18 protein-coding genes and 2 tRNA genes are annotated in these 19,372 nt (G+C 60.2%); 9 read left to right on the forward strand and 11 right to left on the reverse strand.

Translation table 11 applies throughout. The features are described 5' to 3' along the window. Positions 1-3: 3 nt before the first annotated feature. A complete protein-coding gene (locus ABHV46_RS02770; RefSeq protein WP_438384191.1) occupies positions 4-843 on the reverse strand; it encodes a shikimate dehydrogenase in 840 nt (279 codons plus the stop codon). Positions 844-872: 29 nt separating this feature from the next. Continuing rightward, on the reverse strand, positions 873-1,646 hold the full coding sequence (locus ABHV46_RS02775; protein WP_438382612.1) for an N-formylglutamate amidohydrolase: 774 nt from the start codon (positions 1,644-1,646) through the stop codon (positions 873-875). A gap of 61 nt (positions 1,647-1,707) precedes the next feature. Here ABHV46_RS02775 and argH point away from each other — a divergent pair, with 61 nt between their 5' ends. Next, entirely contained in the window at positions 1,708-3,132 is a 1,425-nt protein-coding gene (gene argH, locus ABHV46_RS02780) for an argininosuccinate lyase (protein WP_438382613.1), read from the forward strand. Further along, positions 3,129-3,266 (forward strand): hypothetical protein, encoded by a 138-nt coding sequence (locus tag ABHV46_RS02785; protein ID WP_438382614.1) that lies wholly within the window; start codon positions 3,129-3,131, stop codon positions 3,264-3,266. Before argH ends, ABHV46_RS02785 begins: the two co-directional genes overlap by 4 nt. Here the strand turns inward: ABHV46_RS02785 and gluQRS are convergent. Continuing rightward, positions 3,235-4,089: a tRNA glutamyl-Q(34) synthetase GluQRS gene (gluQRS, locus tag ABHV46_RS02790; protein ID WP_438382615.1), complete on the reverse strand. Its 855-nt coding sequence runs from the start codon at positions 4,087-4,089 to the stop codon at positions 3,235-3,237. The two genes, ABHV46_RS02785 and gluQRS, sit on opposite strands and share 32 nt — an antisense overlap. 138 nt (positions 4,090-4,227) lie before the next feature. Between gluQRS and ABHV46_RS02795 the strand changes: the two genes are divergently transcribed. Next, positions 4,228-4,791: an HNH endonuclease gene (locus tag ABHV46_RS02795; RefSeq protein WP_336945162.1), complete on the forward strand. Its 564-nt coding sequence runs from the start codon at positions 4,228-4,230 to the stop codon at positions 4,789-4,791. A gap of 37 nt (positions 4,792-4,828) precedes the next feature. Here ABHV46_RS02795 and ABHV46_RS02800 read toward each other — a convergent pair whose 3' ends face one another. Beyond that, positions 4,829-5,182: an arsenate reductase gene (locus ABHV46_RS02800; RefSeq protein ID WP_438382616.1), complete on the reverse strand. Its 354-nt coding sequence runs from the start codon at positions 5,180-5,182 to the stop codon at positions 4,829-4,831. A gap of 79 nt (positions 5,183-5,261) precedes the next feature. Continuing rightward, the gene (gene guaA, locus ABHV46_RS02805) at positions 5,262-6,857 is read right to left on the reverse strand and encodes a glutamine-hydrolyzing GMP synthase (protein ID WP_438382617.1); all 1,596 of its coding nucleotides are present in this window, start codon (positions 6,855-6,857) and stop codon (positions 5,262-5,264) included. A 134-nt stretch (positions 6,858-6,991) separates the two neighbouring features. On the opposite strand from guaA, the gene ABHV46_RS02810 reads away from it, so the two are divergent. The 3 genes from ABHV46_RS02810 (at position 6,992) to ABHV46_RS02820 (ending at position 7,643) form a co-directional block, all read left to right on the forward strand. Next, positions 6,992-7,393 carry a hypothetical protein gene (locus tag ABHV46_RS02810; protein ID WP_336945159.1) on the forward strand — a complete coding sequence of 134 codons (402 nt, stop codon included), beginning with the start codon at positions 6,992-6,994 and terminating at the stop codon, positions 7,391-7,393. A gap of 64 nt (positions 7,394-7,457) precedes the next feature. Continuing rightward, positions 7,458-7,534: transfer RNA gene (locus tag ABHV46_RS02815), tRNA-Arg, on the forward strand. Positions 7,535-7,566: 32 nt separating this feature from the next. Next, positions 7,567-7,643 (forward strand) — tRNA-Arg (locus ABHV46_RS02820). 701 nt (positions 7,644-8,344) lie between these two features. Here ABHV46_RS02820 and ABHV46_RS02825 read toward each other — a convergent pair. From ABHV46_RS02825 to ABHV46_RS02835, 3 genes are all read right to left on the reverse strand, one after another. After that, complete coding sequence (locus tag ABHV46_RS02825) at positions 8,345-8,749, reverse strand: response regulator (RefSeq protein WP_438382618.1); 405 nt, start codon at positions 8,747-8,749, stop codon at positions 8,345-8,347. Between the two features lie 74 nt (positions 8,750-8,823). Next, entirely contained in the window at positions 8,824-9,576 is a 753-nt protein-coding gene (locus ABHV46_RS02830; protein ID WP_438382619.1) for a trypsin-like serine peptidase, read from the reverse strand. Then, positions 9,573-9,968 (reverse strand): cytidine deaminase, encoded by a 396-nt coding sequence (locus tag ABHV46_RS02835; protein WP_438382620.1) that lies wholly within the window; start codon positions 9,966-9,968, stop codon positions 9,573-9,575. The genes ABHV46_RS02830 and ABHV46_RS02835 overlap by 4 nt, the downstream gene beginning before the upstream one ends. Positions 9,969-10,056: 88 nt before the next feature. On the opposite strand from ABHV46_RS02835, the gene lysA reads away from it, so the two are divergent. From lysA to ABHV46_RS02850, 3 genes are all read left to right on the forward strand, one after another. Next, on the forward strand, positions 10,057-11,358 hold the full coding sequence (gene lysA, locus ABHV46_RS02840) for a diaminopimelate decarboxylase (protein WP_438382621.1): 1,302 nt from the start codon (positions 10,057-10,059) through the stop codon (positions 11,356-11,358). Further along, positions 11,355-14,048, forward strand: coding sequence for a DUF4175 domain-containing protein (locus ABHV46_RS02845; protein WP_438382622.1), 2,694 nt, complete (start codon positions 11,355-11,357; stop codon positions 14,046-14,048). The genes lysA and ABHV46_RS02845 overlap by 4 nt, the downstream gene beginning before the upstream one ends. Positions 14,049-14,395: 347 nt before the next feature. Beyond that, on the forward strand, positions 14,396-17,350 hold the full coding sequence (locus tag ABHV46_RS02850) for a TonB-dependent receptor domain-containing protein (protein ID WP_438382623.1): 2,955 nt from the start codon (positions 14,396-14,398) through the stop codon (positions 17,348-17,350). A 302-nt stretch (positions 17,351-17,652) separates the two neighbouring features. Here the strand turns inward: ABHV46_RS02850 and uraH are convergent, their stop codons facing one another. The 3 genes from uraH to puuE are packed head-to-tail and all read right to left on the reverse strand — an operon-like array spanning position 17,653 to position 19,369. Continuing rightward, a complete protein-coding gene (gene uraH, locus ABHV46_RS02855; RefSeq protein ID WP_438382624.1) occupies positions 17,653-17,985 on the reverse strand; it encodes a hydroxyisourate hydrolase in 333 nt (110 codons plus the stop codon). Further along, positions 17,982-18,476 (reverse strand): 2-oxo-4-hydroxy-4-carboxy-5-ureidoimidazoline decarboxylase, encoded by a 495-nt coding sequence (uraD, locus tag ABHV46_RS02860; protein ID WP_438382625.1) that lies wholly within the window; start codon positions 18,474-18,476, stop codon positions 17,982-17,984. The genes uraH and uraD overlap by 4 nt, the downstream gene beginning before the upstream one ends. Continuing rightward, on the reverse strand, positions 18,473-19,369 hold the full coding sequence (gene puuE / locus ABHV46_RS02865; RefSeq protein ID WP_438382626.1) for an allantoinase PuuE: 897 nt from the start codon (positions 19,367-19,369) through the stop codon (positions 18,473-18,475). The genes uraD and puuE overlap by 4 nt, the downstream gene beginning before the upstream one ends. Positions 19,370-19,372: the final 3 nt, after the last annotated feature.

Raw genomic sequence — 19,372 nt, forward strand, 5'->3', positions numbered from 1 at the left:
CCGTCACTCAAGCGTCTCGACAAGACGGGCGCGCAGAACGGGGTCAGCCTCGGGATAGACGCCGAACCAGGCGTCGAAACCCGGCCGTGCCTGATTGATCAGCATGCCGAGCCCGTCGACACCTTTAAGGCCACGGGCCCGTGCGGCAGCCAGAAGCGGCGTTTCGAGCGGCATATAGACGATATCCGATACCACGAGCGCCTTATCGGCCTTTGTCAGGCAGCTTGCCCAGTCGTGTCCCTCCTGCCCCGCCATACCGAGCGAGGTGGTGTTCACCAGCAGGTCGAATTCGGCAAGGCAGTCTGTCCAGCCTGACCAGTCGATCACATCCCCATTGCCAAGCGCCGCCACGATATTTTCTGCACGGCTTCTGGTACGATTGGCCAGAGCGAGCGTGCACCCGGCATCGAGCAAGGCGGCACAGACCGCGCGCGAGGCTCCGCCCGCCCCGAGAACCAGTGCCTTGCGGGGCAGGGTTACCCCGGCCTCGCGCAGAGAGTCCAGATAGCCCAACCCATCGGTGCATTCGCCCCGTATCTGCCCATCGGGCTCGAAAACCAGCGTGTTGACCGAACCTGCGCGCTGCGCCGACGCACCATGCCGGTCGACGAGCGCAAAAGCGGCTTCCTTATGCGGAATCGTGACATTGAGCCCGGCAAAGCCGAGCGCCTGCAAGGCGCGGATACCTCGCTCGAAATGCTCGGGCGCGAGCGGCAGGCGCAGATAGAGCCCATCGATACCGTAGCGGGCGCACCAGTAATTATGGAGAATGGGCGAGCGGGTATAGGTCAGCGGCCACCCCGTTACGGCGGCGAGCTTCGGCACACCCTCGAGAAAAAGCACCCCGAGCGCCGCACGGGCCTCGTCGAGGCTCAGCCCTCCTTCGAGATGGCGTTCCAGTAGAGCGGCAATAGCCGCGCCAGTCTCTGTGCCCAAGATTTCTGTCCTGTCTCGTCTTCTATCAGATCCTGACGGATCTCGATCTCCAGATAGGGCAGATCGGCCCGCTCTGCGTGATAGGGCACGGTATAATCCGATGTAGCTGTCAGAACATAGGGTTCATTATCGCCCACACAGAGATCGCCCTCCTGCCGCAGCAGATCGAGCATTATTGTTGCCGAGCGCGTATCGCGGTGATGCAGAATGCCGACATGCCACGGGCGCGCCACACCGTTCATGGCTGGCGTGAAGCTGTGCAGGGCAATCAGCGCCGTCGGCCCCTTTCTGGCACGCAGGATCTCCGCAATGCAGTCATGATAGGGGTGCAGTATCTCGCGTTCGCGCCGCGCCCGACAGGCGGCTGACAGTGCCTTGTTGGCAGGGATTTCGGTTCGGTCAGACACCGCCGGGATGGAGGTCGGATGACCGGGCGCGCGATTGCTGTCGATGACTAGGCGCGAATAGACCTGCTCGACCAGATCGGCCTCAAGCAGGCGTGAAAGCGCGACGCCCACACCATGAATGCCGATATCCCAGGCGATATGGCGCTCCCATTCGGGCTCATCCACACCCAGACGATCCAGACAGCGCGGAACGGCACGGCCTGCGTGATCGCTGACCAGCACGAACGGAACCTCGGCTGTCGCCTTCGTGATTCGGAAGGGCGCCGGATCTTCGGGGCCGAGAAGAGGCAGAAAACCGCTCATGAATTGCGCGCACCATGCTGACTGACTAGGTTAGCGTCTTCTTGACCATAATCCCTACGCCATGGACAACCCCGTGACCGAGACCGAAACCAGACTGGCCAACCCGCAATGGGGCGGCCGCTTCGCCGCTGGCCCTGCCGCCATCATGGCCGATATCAACGCCTCGATCGAGTTCGACCGGAAATTATGGCGTCAGGACATACGCGGCTCGCTGGCCCATGCCGCCATGCTGGCACGGGTCGGGCTGCTGACTGCCGCCGAGGAACAGGAAATCCGCGACGGGCTGCATGGCATCGCCAGCGACATCGAGGCAGGCAATTTCGAGTTCTCGCAGGACCTCGAAGATATCCACATGAATATCGAGGCGCGTCTGTCCGAGCGTATCGGCGAGGCTGGCAAGCGCCTGCACACAGCACGCTCGCGCAACGACCAGGTAGCAACCGATTTCCGTCTCTGGGTGCGCGATGCCATTGACGGCATCAGCGGTCAGATCACGGCGCTCATGCGCTCTCTCGCCACGCGCGCACTGCAACACGCAGCCGATGCCATGCCGGGCTTCACTCATCTTCAGGTGGCGCAGCCGGTCACATTCGGTCATCACCTGCTCGCCTATGTCGAGATGCTGTCTCGTGACCGCGACCGCCTGCGCGATGCCCGCGCGCGTCTGAACGAATGCCCTCTGGGCTCGGCAGCACTGGCTGGCACGTCTTTTCCGATCGACCGTCGCTTCACGGCGTCCCTGCTGGAGTTCGACCGCCCCACGGCGAACTCCCTCGATTCCGTCTCCGATCGTGACTTCGCGCTCGAATACCTCTCGGCACTTTCTCTGCTGGGCATGCATCTGTCGCGTCTGTCCGAAGAGCTGGTGCTCTGGTGCTCTGCTCCGTTCAGTTTCGTGCGTCTTTCCGACGGCTTTACGACGGGCTCATCCATCATGCCGCAGAAGAAAAACCCTGACGCCGCCGAACTGGTTCGTGCCAAGGTCGGGCGTATCACCGGCGATTTCATGGGCCTGCTGATGGTCATGAAGGGCCTGCCCCTCGCCTATGCCAAGGACACGCAGGAGGACAAGGAGCCGGTTTTCGACGCCACCGAAGCCGCAACCCTGTCGCTGGCCGCCATGGACGGCATGATCCGCGACATGACGGCCAATACCGACAAAATGCGCGCCCTCGCGGGGGCCGGTTTCGCCACAGCCACCGATCTGGCTGACTGGCTGGTACGCGTGCCGCGCCTCCCCTTCCGCACGGCGCATCACGTCACCGGGCGTCTGGTCGGCATGGCCGAGGCCAAGGGCTGCGATCTGGCCGATCTCACGCTTGAGGAAATGCAGAGCGTCGAGGCCCGGATCGATGCCAGCATCTTCGATGTACTGACCGTCGAGTCCTCTCTCGCCTCGCGCACCAGCGAGGGCGGCACCGCCCCGGAAAACGTCACCCGCGCCGCACAGGCCTGGCTGACACGCCTTCAGGAAAATGCTGCATGACACTCTCAGCCCGCCTGCTCTGCCTTTCCCTGCTCGGCGCGGTCATGCTGACCGGCTGCGGTAAAAAAGGCGCGCCCCATGCCCCCGGCCCGGCAAGCGTCATCACCTATCCACATTCCTACCCACCGGAATAATTTCCCCAGCGCTCAAAACCCGCCGCGCTAGAGCGATCAGCTCCGGTGCGGTCAGGCCCTTTTCACGTAAGGCCCGCAGACTTTCCGCGCCATCGCGCTTTGAGAGCTTTCTTCCGGCTTCGTCGCAGATCAGCCCATGATGGGCGTAGAGCGGCTCGGGAAAGCCGAGCAGCTCCTGCAAAACGCGGTGCACTGACGTTGCCTCGAACAGATCTGCCCCGCGTGTCACCAGCGTAATCCCCTGGCGCGCATCGTCACATATGACGCAAAGATGGTAGGATACCCCATTATCGCGGCGCCCGAGCACGACATCGCCGAAAGCGGCCGCCTGCCCCACGATCCGCCGGCCGTCCAGTTCCTGCCATGAGGGCGTAACGCCCAGCCGCGTGAGAGCCTTTTCCATATTCAGCCGCCAGACGTATGGCCCGTTCGGCCTATGCACCGCCTCGCGACAGGGACCGCCGTAAACCGGGCTGCCATCCGGGGCAAACCCCTGCGCGCTGGCCTGCACCTGCGCGCGGGAGCAGGTGCAGGCATAGACCAGACCTTCCCGACGCAGGCGATCGAGAGTCGCGCGGTAGAAGGGAAGATGATCCGATTGTCTGAGTATCGCTTCGCTGCTTGCGAGACCGAGCCATTGCAGATCGTCCAGAAGAGCCTGACCGAAACGCGGCAGGCAGCGCTGCATGTCGATATCTTCGATACGAATCAGAAACTTGCCCTGCGCGCCTGCCATCTCACGCGCATGGCAGGCCGAGGCGACATGACCAAGATGCAGATAGCCGGTCGGGCTCGGCGCGAAACGTGTGCGAAATCCTGTCATCAAACCTTCGCTTGCCCTGCTCACTGAAAGCTGAAATAGTCACGTTCATAAGACAGACGGCGCGTATCTATAGGCGCTGGTTTCCCGTCGCGCTTGAGATAATCCGATCGTGCCGCCCTGTAAAAGAGGATGCGATCGATGCTTGCCACCGCCCAGCATTTCCCTGCTCTTGTTCTGAATGCGGATTTTCGTCCGCTTTCATACTTTCCCCTATCGCTATGGTCATGGCAGGAAAGCGTCAAGGCGGTGTTTCTAGACCGTGTTTCGGTACTGAGCGAATATGAGGATATCGAAGTTCATTCCCCAAGCTGCGTGATGCGCGTGCCGAGTGTCATCGCCCTCAAGGAATATATCCCCACAGCCAGACGCCCGGCTTTCACGCGGTTCAACGTCTTTCTGCGCGATAATTTTTCCTGCCAATATTGCCATGACCGATTGCCCACGCATGAACTGACCTTCGATCACGTCATACCCCGCGCGAAAGGCGGTCGCACGACCTGGGAGAACGTCGTGACGGCATGCAGCCCCTGCAACCTGATCAAGGGCTCGAAACTGCCATCCGAGATCGGCATGCATCCGCGCATCCGCCCGGTCCAGCCCTCGACGCGACGCTTGCAGGAGAACGGACGCAGCTTTCCGCCGAATTATCTGCATGAGAGCTGGCGCGATTATCTCTACTGGGACAGCGAACTGGAAGGGTGATTTCTTCCGCCCTTGGCCTCGTCTCGAGGAGCAGCCCTCAGGAAAAAATCTTTTCGTAAAGTTCTGGCTTAAATCCGAGCGTCACCGTACCGCCCCGCACCAGAACAGGTCTTTTGATGATCGTCGGGTGGGCAAGCATCAATGAGACGGCCTGCGCCTCGCTTGCCACCAGCTTCTCGGCATCGGACAATTTGCGGAAAGTCGTACCGGACCGATTGACCAGCGCCTCCCACCCCAGTGCCTTCACCCAAACTGCCAGATCCGCCTCACTCAGACCGTCCTTGCGGAGATCGTGATAAATGAAGGCGACCCCGCGCCCCTCGAGCCATTTTCTCGCTTTGCGCACCGTGTCGCAGGTGGTGATTCCGTAGAGAACAATATCGCGCGTCATCACGACCTCCCGCTGATTGGGCTTATGGCAGCCATCCAATACGGCGTCCCGCCTCCGCAAGACACCGTATCAGCCGGTCTTATTCCCACTCGATCGTGCCGGGGGGCTTCGACGTGATGTCGTAGGTCACGCGGTTGATACCGCGCACTTCGTTGACGATGCGACCGGCCACACGGTTCAGGAAGCCAAAATCGAACGGGTAGACCTCAGCTGTCATACCGTCCGTGCTGGTAACCGCACGTAGAGCGCAGGCCTGATCATAAGTGCGGCCATCGCCCATCACGCCGACGGTGCGCACAGGCAGCAGCACGGCAAAGGCCTGCCAGATGGCATCGTAGAGTCCGGCATTGCGGATCTCTTCGAGATAGATCGCATCGACCTTACGCAGCAGATCGAGCTTCTCTCGGTCGATTGCACCCGGAATGCGAATAGCCAGCCCCGGCCCCGGGAAAGGGTGACGGCCGACAATTGCCTCGGGAATACCGAGCTCGCGGCCCAGCGCGCGGACTTCGTCCTTGAACAGCTCGCGCAACGGCTCGACCAGCTTCATGTTCATGCGGTCGGGCAGACCACCGACATTATGGTGCGACTTGATCGTAACCGAAGGGCCGCCGGTAAAGCTGATGGATTCGATAACGTCAGGATAAAGCGTGCCCTGTGCAAGGAACTGCGCACCGCCAAGCTTGGTCGCTTCCTCTTCGAACACTTCGATGAACAGACGACCGATCGTCTTGCGCTTCACTTCCGGGTCGGTAACGCCAGCCAGCGCGTTCAGGAACAGGTCAGACGCGTCGCGGTGGACGAGGCTGATATTGAAACGACCACGGAAGGTCTTGACCACCTCATCCGCCTCACCCGAGCGCAGGATGCCCGGATCGACGAAAATGCAGGTCAGCTGATCGCCGATCGCATCATGGATCAGCTTGGCGGCGACCGACGAGTCAACACCACCCGACAGACCGCAGATTACCCGACCCGTGCCCACCTGCTCGCGAATGCGGGCGATCTCCAGATCGCGGAATCCGGCCATGGTCCAGGTACCCTTGCAGCCCGCGACCTCATGGGTGAAGTTCTTGATCAGTGCGGCACCATGGGGGGTGTGCACCACTTCGGGGTGGAACTGGACGCCATAGAGGCGACGGCCCTCATCGGCGATGATCGCGAAGGGCGCGCCTTCAGACCAGGCAACGGCGCGAAAGCCGGGGGGAAGTGCCGTTACGCGGTCGCCATGGCTCATCCAGACCTGCTCGCGATGACCACGCGACCAGGCGCCACGGAAAAGCGCGCAATCTTCGGCGATTTCGATATGAGCGCGACCGAATTCGCGATGCTCATGCGTCTCGACCTTGCCGCCCAGACGGGCACACATGGCCTGCTGACCGTAGCAGATGCCCATGACGGGAATATTGAGATCGAACACGACATCGGGAATCTGCGGCGCGTTGTCGTCATGAACGCTTGCGGGGCTACCAGAGAGAATGATGCCTTTCGGGCGAAAGCCGCGAATTTTTTCTTCCGTTGCGGTGAAAGGCCAGATCTCGCAATAGACGCCGCTCTCACGTACGCGGCGCGCGATGAGCTGGGTCACCTGACTGCCAAAATCGAGAATCAGGATGCGATCCTCATGAAGCTGCTGATCCAGATTATCGGCGTTCAGCGGGGCGATGTCGGTCATGGCGCTCTTTCAACACGTCGTGCATGGGCATATTCTGTGGGCATCGTATAGGATGTTCGCAGGGCAACGTCATCCCAAACGACGCGTTTGAGCCCCTCTTAATGTCATGATTCCTTCATTCAGACGAGATCGTTATGTCGCATTCCCGTTTTCGCCACCTGCCCGGCGCGGCTTTTCTGGGCGCGGTCTTTCTGCTCTCGGCCTGCTCAGGCCCGCAGCCTCCGAGCAAGGATCCTATCGGCCTCTGGACTGGCGCGCTCGTCACCGATCAGGGCAACTGTCCCGTCGATACGAATTCGACCCTTCAGATCGGCACGCAGGCCATCACTTTCACGCCGGGTGACAATGCTCTCGTTCTCAAGGGCGCCCGTGGGGCCGACAGACAGCACTTTCATGCGCAGCTCGACATGAAGGATGCACAGCGCAAGCCCTATAGCATCGTGTTCAACGGCTACCCTGTGGGCAATGCCATTGGCGGCATCTATGGTTCGCCCACATGCCGCGCCCATATCGTCATGACCCGTCCAAACCGTTGATTGAAAAAAATTCTTTTTCCCTCTTGCGGGGTTTGTAAACTCACAGTAGAACCCGCCCCACGACGCACCCGTAGCTCAATTGGATAGAGCACCAGACTACGAATCTGGGGGTTAGAGGTTCGATTCCTTTCGGGTGCGCCAGTATATATCGTGATCATGCAAGTGATCACTTCGCACCCGTAGCTCAATTGGATAGAGCACCAGACTACGAATCTGGGGGTTAGAGGTTCGAGTCCTTTCGGGTGCGCCATTCTCCTTCGATAAATCCGACGTCATCAGCTCACACGCCGCACTGCGGATTTAACCGCATTCATGCGCCACGGTCTCTGCCGAGATCCAGCTGGCTCGTCGCTGGAAACAAGCCTCCAATCCGACCCATTCTTCCCTGAATCGTTCTCACCCCGACACTCGGGGCAAAGCGGGCCTGGTCGGTAATACGTCGTCGCCCCGGCTCAGATGAGAGTGAGCCATGCGTCTCCTCAGGAGGCCCTATGCGGGCTCACGACTTTAGGCGGAAAGCAGCGATGGAGTTCGGACTTTGGAAGCCGCATAAACGCGAACTCCCAAACACGCGAACTCTCGAATTTCGGTAACGGCCAAGCAGGGTCGATCGGAATTTGTCCCCGAAGATCCGCGATCGACGGACCAGGAGCGACAGACGGATCTGTCATGACGATACATCAGTCCTGACAAGTCACTGCATCGATGCACAACAATCGATGCACAACAAGCGCGCGGATGGTGACGACCATCGGCTGAGGCGAAAACCTATCGAAGCGCCCACGCTCTCAGGCGGCTTCATCGCTCTCCCGGTGTCTCAGCAGGCTTTCAATCGCGTCGCTGACAACCCGACTAAACGAACATGCCTAACTTCATAGGTGGTGGCGCCAGAACCTGGGCTCGAAGAGTGCTCCTTTGTCGGCCCAACCCTGAAACAGGGTTGCGTCGTGCCTAATGCACCAATTGGGCGAGGGCCGAGCAGACATCGCTTTCGAGGAAAGGCTTGGAGACGAACAAGCCACGCGGTGGAAGGGCGAAACCCTCATCCATCTTCGCCCCCGAAGTTAGGACGAAAGCGACATCGGGACGGGTCTTGAACAGATAATGACCGAGATCGAGCCCGTTCATGACGCTGGGCATTTCGAAGTCGGAAAAAACGAGGCGAATATCCGGGTTGCTCGTGATCACCGAAAGCGCCTCATCGGCATTTTCTACGGAGAGGACAGTGTAGCCGGCCTCCGTTATCATTTCGGATACGTAAAGACGAAGCAGGGCCTGATCTTCGACCACAAGCACAGTGGGTGCCTTGGGAGCTGTTCTGACAATGCCTGCGCTGTGAAGAGCCTCTACGGACATAACTGCCACGTCCTTCGGAAAATATTCGAACCCCGTTAACGGTGCGAACGCCCCAGGGTTCAAAGAACAGCGCGCTACTTCTCTTTAACAGTTTCGTTAGAAATCGCCTCGCTTGCAAAGCCGACTGCCGTTCCGCCCTGCCCTTCCCGCGCGGTGACATCTATGCCTGCGATGCCCCATTTTCCGTCCTCTTGAACCAGAAGGGGCGCACCGCTCGCCCCATGCGTGGCGGCACAGTCGTGGTCGATCAACTGACCGCGTACATGAACGATATGACAGGATAGATCGCCGATGGCGAGTTCCTTACGGTCCTGCTGGTATCCAGCCAGCATGGCTGGTGCGCCGGGCACAGCCGCGACAACCGGCAGCAAGTCACTCGTTTTGACGAGTGCATGATCGAGAATAACGGTCGCATGATCGGCCTGGCTGGTACGTAAAGGATGATAGGGGTCGTAGCCCGGCGCAATCACGAAGCGCACCGCGCGCGCCGTGGTCCGCCATGACCCTGTGTCGTAACCGAGCATGAAATGAATACTTGAAGGCTGGACGAAATTTGCCGCCTCTTCGCGCCAGAGACAATGAGCGGCGGTCATGATCACGGAAGGCGCCACCATGAATCCGGTGCAGCGCCCGCCAAGTTCGGTCTGCACCCGCCCCAGAATTCGCCATGGCTCATGGTCTACATCGACAGCATGGCGCGCGCCCGCGCCCACTCCCGGCAAGGCCACAGGGGCCGCACGAGCAGAACCAGCGAAAGCACCGCCAGATACCAGCGATGCGAGACAGGCAGCCCCCACAACCCGCCGAACCGGCACAAGACGAATCACGCCAGGTTTTCCGGCCCGAATGACCATGGCAGCAGATCGCCGAGCGTCGTCTCCAGCAACACGGTGCCCTGAGCATTCACCATGGTCACAGGCATGGCCGATGACGAGAATTCACGCAGACGCTGTCGGCAGCCGCCGCACGGCGTGCAGGCCGCCTCGCCGCCTCCAACGATCACGATCGCGTCGATCTGTCGCCCACCCGCAAGGATCATGGCCGAAATCGCGCCTGCCTCGGCGCAGCTTCCCTGCGGGTAGGCGGCATTTTCGACATTGCACCCGCTATAGATCACGCCTTCGCAGCGCAGCGCAGCGCCGACATGGAAGCGTGAATACGGCGCATAGGCGTTCGCACGGGCATCGAGCGCGGCACTGATCAGTGCGTCTTTCATCATTATTCCCCTCTCCTGGCATAATCCCAGCTTGGAAGCTGCTGATTGCCCTTGTAATCTAACCGACATGACACGCCACGACCCTGATATCATGAACCTTCTCGCGTCACGCCCTTCCCTGCATATGGACGGGCAGGATGGTCTGCTGTTCGAGGGCGTTCCCTTGCAGACCATTGCGAAACAGGTTGGCACACCATGCTGGGTAACCGGGGCAGGCACGCTGCGGCGGCGGACGCGCAATCTCAGAAAAGCCTTCACCGAACGCGGGCTCGATGTTGCGCTTCATTATGCCCTCAAGGCCAATGACCATCTCGCAACGCTGAGCGTACTGCGACAGGAAGGGTGCGGCGCCGATGTCGTAAGCGGCGGCGAACTCAGGCGCGCAATTCAGGCAGGCATTTCTCCAGCCGACATCGTGTTCTCGGGCGTCGGCAAGACCGATCCCGAACTCACCATGGCGCTGCGCGAGGGAGTCGGCCAGATCAATGTCGAAAGCGCCGAAGAGCTGCGTCGGCTTTCACGCCTCGCGCGCGGACTTGGGCTCACCGCCCCGGTGGCGTTGCGGGTGAACCCGCATATCGACGCCGAGACCCATGACAAGATCAGCACAGGCCGTCTGGGCGACAAATTCGGTATCGACTGGGCCGACGCCATCGCTCTCTATCGTGAAGCAAGCACTTTACCCGGCATCGAAATACGCGGCCTTGCCACCCATATCGGCAGTCAGATTCTCTCCCCGGCACCGTTCAAGGCCGCTTACGCGCGCATCGCAGAACTCGTCATCGATCTGCGCGCTCAGGGCCTGACCGTAAAGGCCGTCGATTGCGGTGGCGGTCTGGGCGTGCGTTATCGTGACGAGTTGGCGCCGCCCCCGGCCGCGCTCGCGGGCGCCATTGCCGAAACGCTCGGCGGGCTCGATCTTGAACTGGCTATCGAGCCTGGCCGGTGGATCGCCGCGCCTGCGGGCGTGTTGCTGACTTCGGTAATCGACCTCAAGGCGCAGCGCGACGGCGTCTCCGATTTCGTGATCGTCGATGCCGCCATGAACGATCTGGCCCGGCCCAGCCTATATGGCGCCTGGCACGGCATCGTTCCGCTCGCCCCCGACCTTGCCTATGCCGAAACCGGCCCGCAAACGGTTGTCGGACCGGTCTGTGAATCGAGCGACGTCTTTGCGAAAGACCGCCTCCTTCCGGCAGTTCGTCCAGGCGATGCGCTCGCCTTGCTCGACACCGGCGCCTATGGTGCCGTCATGAGCTCGACCTATAATAGCCGCCCGCTCGCAGCACAGGTGATGATCGAAAACGGTCAGTGGAAACTTGTGCGACCCCGGCAGCCTGTTGAGGCGTTATGGGCAGATGACATCATCCCGGAGTGGCTGGATTCTGAATGAGCATGGCTCAGCCCGCGCCACAGTCTCCTCTCATGCTTGAAAAACACGTCGAACGCGCACGTCACCGGGCGCGGCGCGTGCTCTGGGTAGAGTCTGCCTGGTCAGCGGTGCAATGGCCACTCGGGCTCGTCGGTGGTTACGCACTGAGTGGTCTGTTACGCGTGCCGCAATCCCTGCCCGACACGCTACATGCCTTTCTTCTCGCCGGGGTGGGCGGTGGCGCTATCGCTCTGGCGGCACGCCACCTCTCCCGATTGCCCCCACCACGTCGCAGCGCCATCGACCGACGTATCGAAACGCGCTCCGGCCTGCGCCACCAGCCGCTTGCCGCTCTTGATGATTTTCCCGCAGATGGAGAGGAAACAGCGCTCTGGCAACGCCATATGGAGCGTTTGCGTGGCAGTATCGGCACGCTTCGCACGGGCTTGCCACGACTTCATTGGACATTCGAGCGCAAGATCGGCTGGGCCGGTTTCGCCGCAGCCCTGCTGAGTGCCGCCATACTTGCGGGACCTGCCGCACCTTCGCGGCTCGAAGCCGCCTTTCTGCCGGGTGTCGACGATATCGACGTGCCTCTGCCCCAGATCGAAGCCTGGGTGGACCTTCCGGATTATGCGCCCGGCGCCCCGATTTTTCTCTCCAGACAAACAACCCCGCCGCGTATTCCTCAGGATGCGAAGCTGACCATCCATATTACGGGCGCGCGCTCCGGCCCGCATCTGCTCGGGGTGGATATCGGCGATGTCGGGATCAAACAGCTCGACCCCGGCAGCTGGAGCTTCGTCACGCGTCTCAGCCATAGCGGCCGACTTTCCGTGCGGTCGCGGGGCCGAACGATCGGCGAATGGACTTTCACCATCGAGCCCGATCTTGCGCCCGAAGTCAGCTGGAAAGCCCCTCCCTCCGTCGCCAAGGAGAGCCCGGACATCGTGCTCCCCTGGCAGGTAGCCCAAGCCCATGGCGTGGCACGGCTGGAGGCACAGATCGGGCTCGCTGCCAAACCGGCGCTTCCCCTGATCGATCTGGCAATACCGCTGAAAGGCGAGCCCCACAAAGCGGAGGGCGCTTTCGAGGCCGATCTCACCGAGTCGCTCTGGGCAGGTGAAGCGGTAACGATCAGGCTGCACGCTACCAGCCGAAGCGGTCGACAGGCGACCAGCCCAGTCGAAAAGCTCACTTTGCCTAGCCGCGCGTTTCATGACCCCATTGCTCGGGCGCTAGTCGCCTTGCGGCATCGCTTCGGCCTTGAGCGCGAGACCGCAGCGCAAACAGCGGACGAACTCAGAACACTCGCTCAGACATTGCCTTCAGACGAGACGGGCAGCACGCTCGCTCTGTTCTATGCCGCCGCCCAGCTCGACGACCCGTATACGGAGCGCGCGCGAGAAAACACGCTCGGTCTGTGCTGGGCTGTTGCGCTGTATCTTGAAGACCTGCGCAACTCTGACCGCGAAACCGCTCAGGCCAATCTCGAAATCCGTGCAGCACAAAAAGCGGTTCAGAATCAGATCGCTCACATGCGCGCCCTCGGCAAGGACGGACATAGCGAGGCGGAACAGCAGGAACTGGCAACGCGGATGAAGCGTCTCAAGGAGGCGCTCGACCAGCGCATGCAGGCTCTCATGCAGCGCAGCATGCAGCTCGGCAGCGTCATCCCCGATATGGGTGGTGACGCGGGTGACGGCAGCGATCCTGTCTCGAGGCTTATGCGCCGTCTGCAATCGGACGCAGCCAATGGTCATTCCGACGACGCGCTTAAACGCCTCGACGATCTGTCGAAAATGACCGAGCGCATGCGCTCGGCTACGCCGCAGGACCTGGCCCAGATTGCCCAGCAGATGCAGGCCCGTGCGCGGGCCCAGGCGCAGAAGGCAACGCTGCACGATCTGGTACGACGTGAAACCACGTTGCTCGACCATGTTCAGGCGCGCCTCGGGATTGGGCAGCGCAATGCGCGCGATGCGCAGCAGAATCAGAACCAGGATGTCAGCACCATGTCGACGGCAGAATTGCTGAAACGACTGGGCATGGCACCGCCCCCTGATATGGACGAACCCCAATCGCCCCCGCCTGCCCCAGCACCGGTTTTGTCTGCGGAAGAAACGACGGCGCAGCACGAACAGAGACGCGACGATCACGCTGTTCAACGTGCGCTTCAAATGGTGGCGAAGCTGCTCAATGACGATATCAAATCATTGACGGGCAAAACCATGGACGGGCTGGCTAAAGCAGACAAGGATATGCATGCCGTTCGGCAGGCTCTGGCCAACGTACAGGATGGTCCCGCCGAGATCGCGATCCGTAAGGTGCTGAAGGATCTTGCCGAGACGGGTCAGCAGATGAGCGAGGCCCAGAAGGGCAAGAATCACGGTGGCGGTCCGCTTGCCCTCCTGCCGACCATGGGAACCGGCAACCATGCCCAGGGTGGAAAAGGCAAGGGCGATCAGAATCAGGCCGATAGTGACGACGAGGACTCCGAGGGTGACGGTGGCAATAAATCCGATCGTGATCCACTGGGCCGCAAGCTCGGCAAGGGGCACTCGGGGGCGGATACGGATGGCACAGTACCCGACGCTGACAGCCGTGAGAAAGCGCGCGAAATCGAACGTGAATTGCGCCGCAGAGACGCCGACAGGACACGTCCCCAGAGCGAGCTGGATTATCTGGACAGGCTGCTCAAATCCTACTGAGCCGGTCTGCCTCTGCAAAGCGCCGTACATTTGCAACGATCAATTACGCGCCCTCATCAAAGCGCAGCCATGCGACTCTCGCCTACCCGGCATAGCTGTGTCTCGAAGTGTCACAGATGCGCCGCAAAGGTTCCTTTGACGCTAATCCGCGGAAATAAAAGCTTTTCCTGTGAATGGCAGCATCGAAGAAGGATCCGGCGCGGATGGATGCGACACGGAATGATGCAAATTGGCAACATCCCGTCACTTGAACGCGCAATACAACGTCACAAAACGATAACGCTCTTGCAATGATATGACAGAAACCGCAGCCTCGTGACACAGAGTCATTCCGAGGGTTAATTTTCATGAAAACCGTTAAACTGCGAGGGCGAGCGCGTCTTTTTCTTGGCGCTGTAATCTTCCTTTCGCCTGCCGCGACCATGACAAGCGGCCATGCGCAGACCGCCTCAGCCGGCACGCATCATCGCAAAGCGGTTAAAGCGACCACCAAGCACAAAACCACTGTCGCACGCAGCACAACGAACGGCCCCATCCTAGGCGCACAAACCGCGCCGGCCACCACGATGGTGCCGAGCCGCTCGCAGAATGCGCTGCGCGATCCATCAGCGACCAGGAGCGTGTCCTTCGGCCCGAGCGGCAGATCTGAAGAAGTGATCGTTGTCGGTTCGGCGCTCAGCACGGCGAACAACACCAGCGCCAACCCGGTGCAGATCGTAACAGCCAAGCAGATCCAGCAGACAGGCGCGACCACGCTGTCGGATTTCTTCCAGCGATTGCCGTCTGTAGGCTCATCCAGCCAGCAGAATACAGACACCAATGGTGGTGGCGGCGTCAGCTGCACCGATCTGCGTAATCTCGGAACGAACCGTGTTCTGGTCCTGATCGATGGCAAGCGCGCCGCGCTGAACAGTTCCAGCAACTGCTTCGACATGAATTCGATCCCTGTACAGCAGGTTGCGAGCGTCGAAATCCTCAAGGATGGTGGCTCCGAACTCTACGGTGCCGATGCTGTCTCGGGCGTTATCAACATCAAGCTGCGACATGACCTGGATACCGGCAACATTACTGTCCGTGGCGGGATTACCGGCCATGGCGATGCCCCGAAAGGAATGATCTCCGGCTTCAAGGGTTGGAACTTCGATCACGGCAAGGGCAATGTCAGCCTGTTCGGCCAGTATTCCACTGAAGGCGGCGTCCGTCAGCGCAACCGCTCTTGGTCGCGGAATGTGCAGATCGGTGACGACGCCGACCCGTCAAACAACCGCTTCGGTTCGAGCTACTCACCCTATGGCTCCTTTTACGGACTGGATTCCGGGGCTGCCTATCGAAGCGACAACCAGGGCAATCTCGTCTCCGGGACAAAACGCTACAATTTCGCTCATGACAGCTTCCTGACCAACCAGCTTCAGGATTCCTCGCTGAGCGGCGACGCCCATTACGATTTCAATGACCATTTCACCCTTTATTCGAATGTTCTGTATTCCCATTCGTCGAGCATGACCCAGATGGCGGCAGAGCCGGTTTCAGGCGCTGTGCCGCAGGACGGGCCGTATCCGACCGCGATCACAATCCCGGCTGGTTACCCGGGCAATACAGCTGGCGAAGATCTGCAGATGCTGCGGCGTATGACAGAATGGGGACCACGTGAAACGCAGACCGCCAGTGATACGCTCACCGCCAAGGTCGGTGCGCAGGGCCGTATCTACGGAGGATGGAAGTATGATCTGTCTTACACCTATGGCGCCAACATGTACAAATACCAGCAGAGCAACATAGGCAGCTATCCTGCCCTGCTGAACACCTATGGTCTGCAGCCTACAGCATTCGGCGATCCGAACTCGGGTATGATTTACAACCCGAGCGTATGCAGCGCCGCCGCAGGATGTGTCCTGTCCAGCCCGTTCGCCAGCCTTTCCCCTGACGCCGCGCGCTATTCCAACCTCAACACGACGAGCAACGGGCACTCGCAGCTACGCGACCTGAACCTGCGCATCCATAACGATCATGTTGCGACCATGCCATGGGCTCATGGCGGCGATCTGGGTATCGCTCTTGGCATGGAGCATCGTGGCGAGCAGCTGACCTATGTGCCAGACCCCAACGTCCAGTCCGGGGTCGCCCTGACCAATCCACAGGGCGTGACTTCAGGTGGCTTCAACGTCACGGAAGGCTATCTTGAAGGCAAGGCGACGCTGTTGCGTGATACGTTCCTCGCCAAGGATCTGAACATTGACGCTCAGGGACGCTATTCGTCCTATAGTACCTTTGGTGGCGTCGAAAACTGGAAAGCCTCCATCAACTGGGCCCCGACGCGGGATATCCGTTTCCGCGGTACAATTGGGACGTCGTTCCGCCAGCCTTCGGTCTATGAACTGTTCGGTGCACAATCTCTCGGCTACGCCACGGCACTCGATCCCTGCGCAGGAGCCTCCAGCCCGACGATTGTTGCCAACTGCATGAAGGCAGGCATTGCCAATCCGGGAAGTTTCCAGCAACAGGGCTCAGGCCAGGTCGCGACTGTTTCGGGCGGCAATGCAAAGCTCCAGCCTGAAGCCGGACGAACCTATACATTCGGTACAGTTCTGACACCGCGCTGGATTCCGGGCCTCTCAACCTCTGTGGAATTCTGGCACTATAATGTCAGCTCGTCGGTTGGCACACTCGCGACCAACTATATCCTGAACAACTGCTATAACGGCTCCAACCCGGCGCTCTGCAGTCTTGTCAACCGCTCAGCCAATGGACAGATCTCGCAGGTCTCGGCCGTCTTGCAGAACCTTGGCACGACCAACACCAGCGGCATTGACTGGGACTTCGATTACCGCATCCGCCTGACACGTATGGACACGCTGACGGTCAGCAACAGCCTGCAGAACCTTGTCAATTACTCGCAACAGCTCGTTCCGGGTGGTCAATATTATCACTACACGAACGCCATCTACTACCCGGGTGGTACGTCCAATCCACGCTGGCGCGACTACGCTACCGTCTCGTGGCAGCACGGCCCGTTCTCCATCACCTATATGGCGAACTACACAGGCGGCGTTCACTGGAACGACAGCTCTTCGTTCCTGCAGCTTTCAGATGGCTACGGCCGGGTGAAAACGCCTGCCATGGTTCAGCAGGACATTGCCCTAGGTTACCACGTGCAGAGCTGGAATTTCACCGGCGGCATCAACAATATCACTAACAAAAACCCGCCTTTCTTCGCAAATGGTGCAAACAATACAGACACCTCAACCTATGGCTCCTTCGTCCCGGGCCGGAATTTCTGGCTGCAGGTCAGCAAGGATTTTTAACCTCCGGTCATGGTTGTAGAAAAAGGGGCGTATTCCGCCCCTTTTTTTACGTTCAGAAACTTTTCAGACGGGGCTTAGCCCTCATTGAACCGCGTCTGGAATGCGACCATCCTCGAAGGCAGTAACAGGTCGTGCTGGCGCGAGACCCGCAGGCATAATTTTCACACAAACCGCCCTGCAGTGTGACTGCCTGCGGGGGCGTCGCACGGCCTAGCGCCTACAGCAAAAAGGGAAGAAAGGCCGCGGGCCCTCCTTCCCTTTTTTTACGTCTAATTGCGTCGCAACTTGAAAATCGTCCGTTCTCAGCTACCCCGATAAGTCGAGTATCCAAACGGCGAGACCAGAAGCGGTACGTGGTAATGGCCAGCCCCTGTCATGCCGAAATCGATCTGCACCTCATCCAGAAAGGGCGGTTCAGGCAGCGCATGCCCATGGGCTCGGAAATAGGCAGCCACTGCGAAACGCAGAACATAAGCCCCCGCTGTCACGCCAATGGCCTTAAGGTCGGCGCAACGCCCGTCGCTATCGGTAACGCCAACGAAGAGAACGCGGTCGTCATGCAACAACGTCACGCGCATACCGGCAGCCGGGCGACCGCTCGCCGTGTCGAGCACATGAGTGGAAAGTGTGGTCATGATCCTGTCTTGTCCTTCAGGCGCAGCAAGGCAATCTGGTCGATCTGGTCGAGCGCCTCGGCCAGCTCTGCCTCCGGTGTCTGTTCGAGCCTCCGCTCGATTTCTTGGCGCATGCGCTCTTTCGTCGCCCGGCGCACACAGATGACAAACGGCATATCAAAGCGCGCCTGATAGGCTTCGTTCAAGGCCCGGAACGATACGAACTCTGCTTCGGTCAGCCGGTCGAGCCCGGCTCCTTCCTGCTCGGCTGCCGAAAGTGCTCCTAGATCGGGATCGACACCGAATTTTCTGGCAAGCTCGGGATGCGCCTTGACCAGCGCCTTCTGCTTTGGAGGCGAGGCCTCACGCACGATGCGCGACGTTACCGCGATCAATGCCGGTGCATCGTCGAACGGCACGTACGGCCACGCGGCTTCAACGATCCAGGGGCTGTGTTCGTAGAGATCGCCAAAACGCTCGACGAAATCCTCGCAACTTGTGGCGCCGATCATGCGGGATGCTTCTCCAGCCAGTGACGCGCAATGTCGAGGCGGGTTGCGACCCAGACATCCTCATGCGCTCGCACATGATCGAGAAAGCGTTTCAGCGCGAGGGCACGCGCCGGACGCCCCGCGAGACGGCAATGCAGACCCACCGACATCATCCGTCCTCCTTCGAGATAGAGCATGTCGAACGTATCGCGCAGGTAACGGAAAAACTGCTCGCCTTCGGTAAAGCCGTTCAGCGCCACCAGCTTCATATCGTTCACATCGAGCGTGTAGGGCACGATAAGCTGCGCCCTGCCATAACGGCGATCGTAATATGGCAGGTCGTCGGCATAGGAATCCGCATCATAGACGAAGCACCCCTCCTCTGCGACGAGTCTCGCCGTGTTGGGGCTGGTGCGGCCCTGATACCACCCGCAAGGCGCAGCACCCGTAACCTCCCTGTGCAACCTGATCGCCTCGCGGATATGCCTGCGCTCCTCGGCTTCGGGAATATCCTGATAATCGATCCAACGCAGGCCATGAGAGGCGATTTCCCATCCTGCCCCCTGCATGGCGGCGACGGCATTTGGATTACGTGAGAGGGCCATGGCGACACCGAAAACGGTCAACGGCAGGCCCGCTTCCGTAAACAGCCTGTGCAGACGCCAAAAACCGGCGCGGGACCCGTATTCGTAGAGGCTTTCCATCTGCATGCAGCGCGCACCCTGAATAGAGCGCGTTCCCACCATTTCAGACAAAAACGCCTCAGAACCGAGATCGCCATGCAGAACGTTGTTTTCAGCGCCCTCTTCGTAATTCAGCACAAACTGCACGGCGATACGCGCCCCGTTAGGCCAATCCGCCTCAGGGGGATGAGCGCCATAGCCCAGCAGATCGCGTGGATAATCCTCTGTCATGCC

This window comes from Asaia sp. BMEF1 (assembly GCF_051628905.1).
In the GTDB taxonomy this organism is placed as follows: Bacteria; Pseudomonadota; Alphaproteobacteria; order Acetobacterales; family Acetobacteraceae; genus Asaia.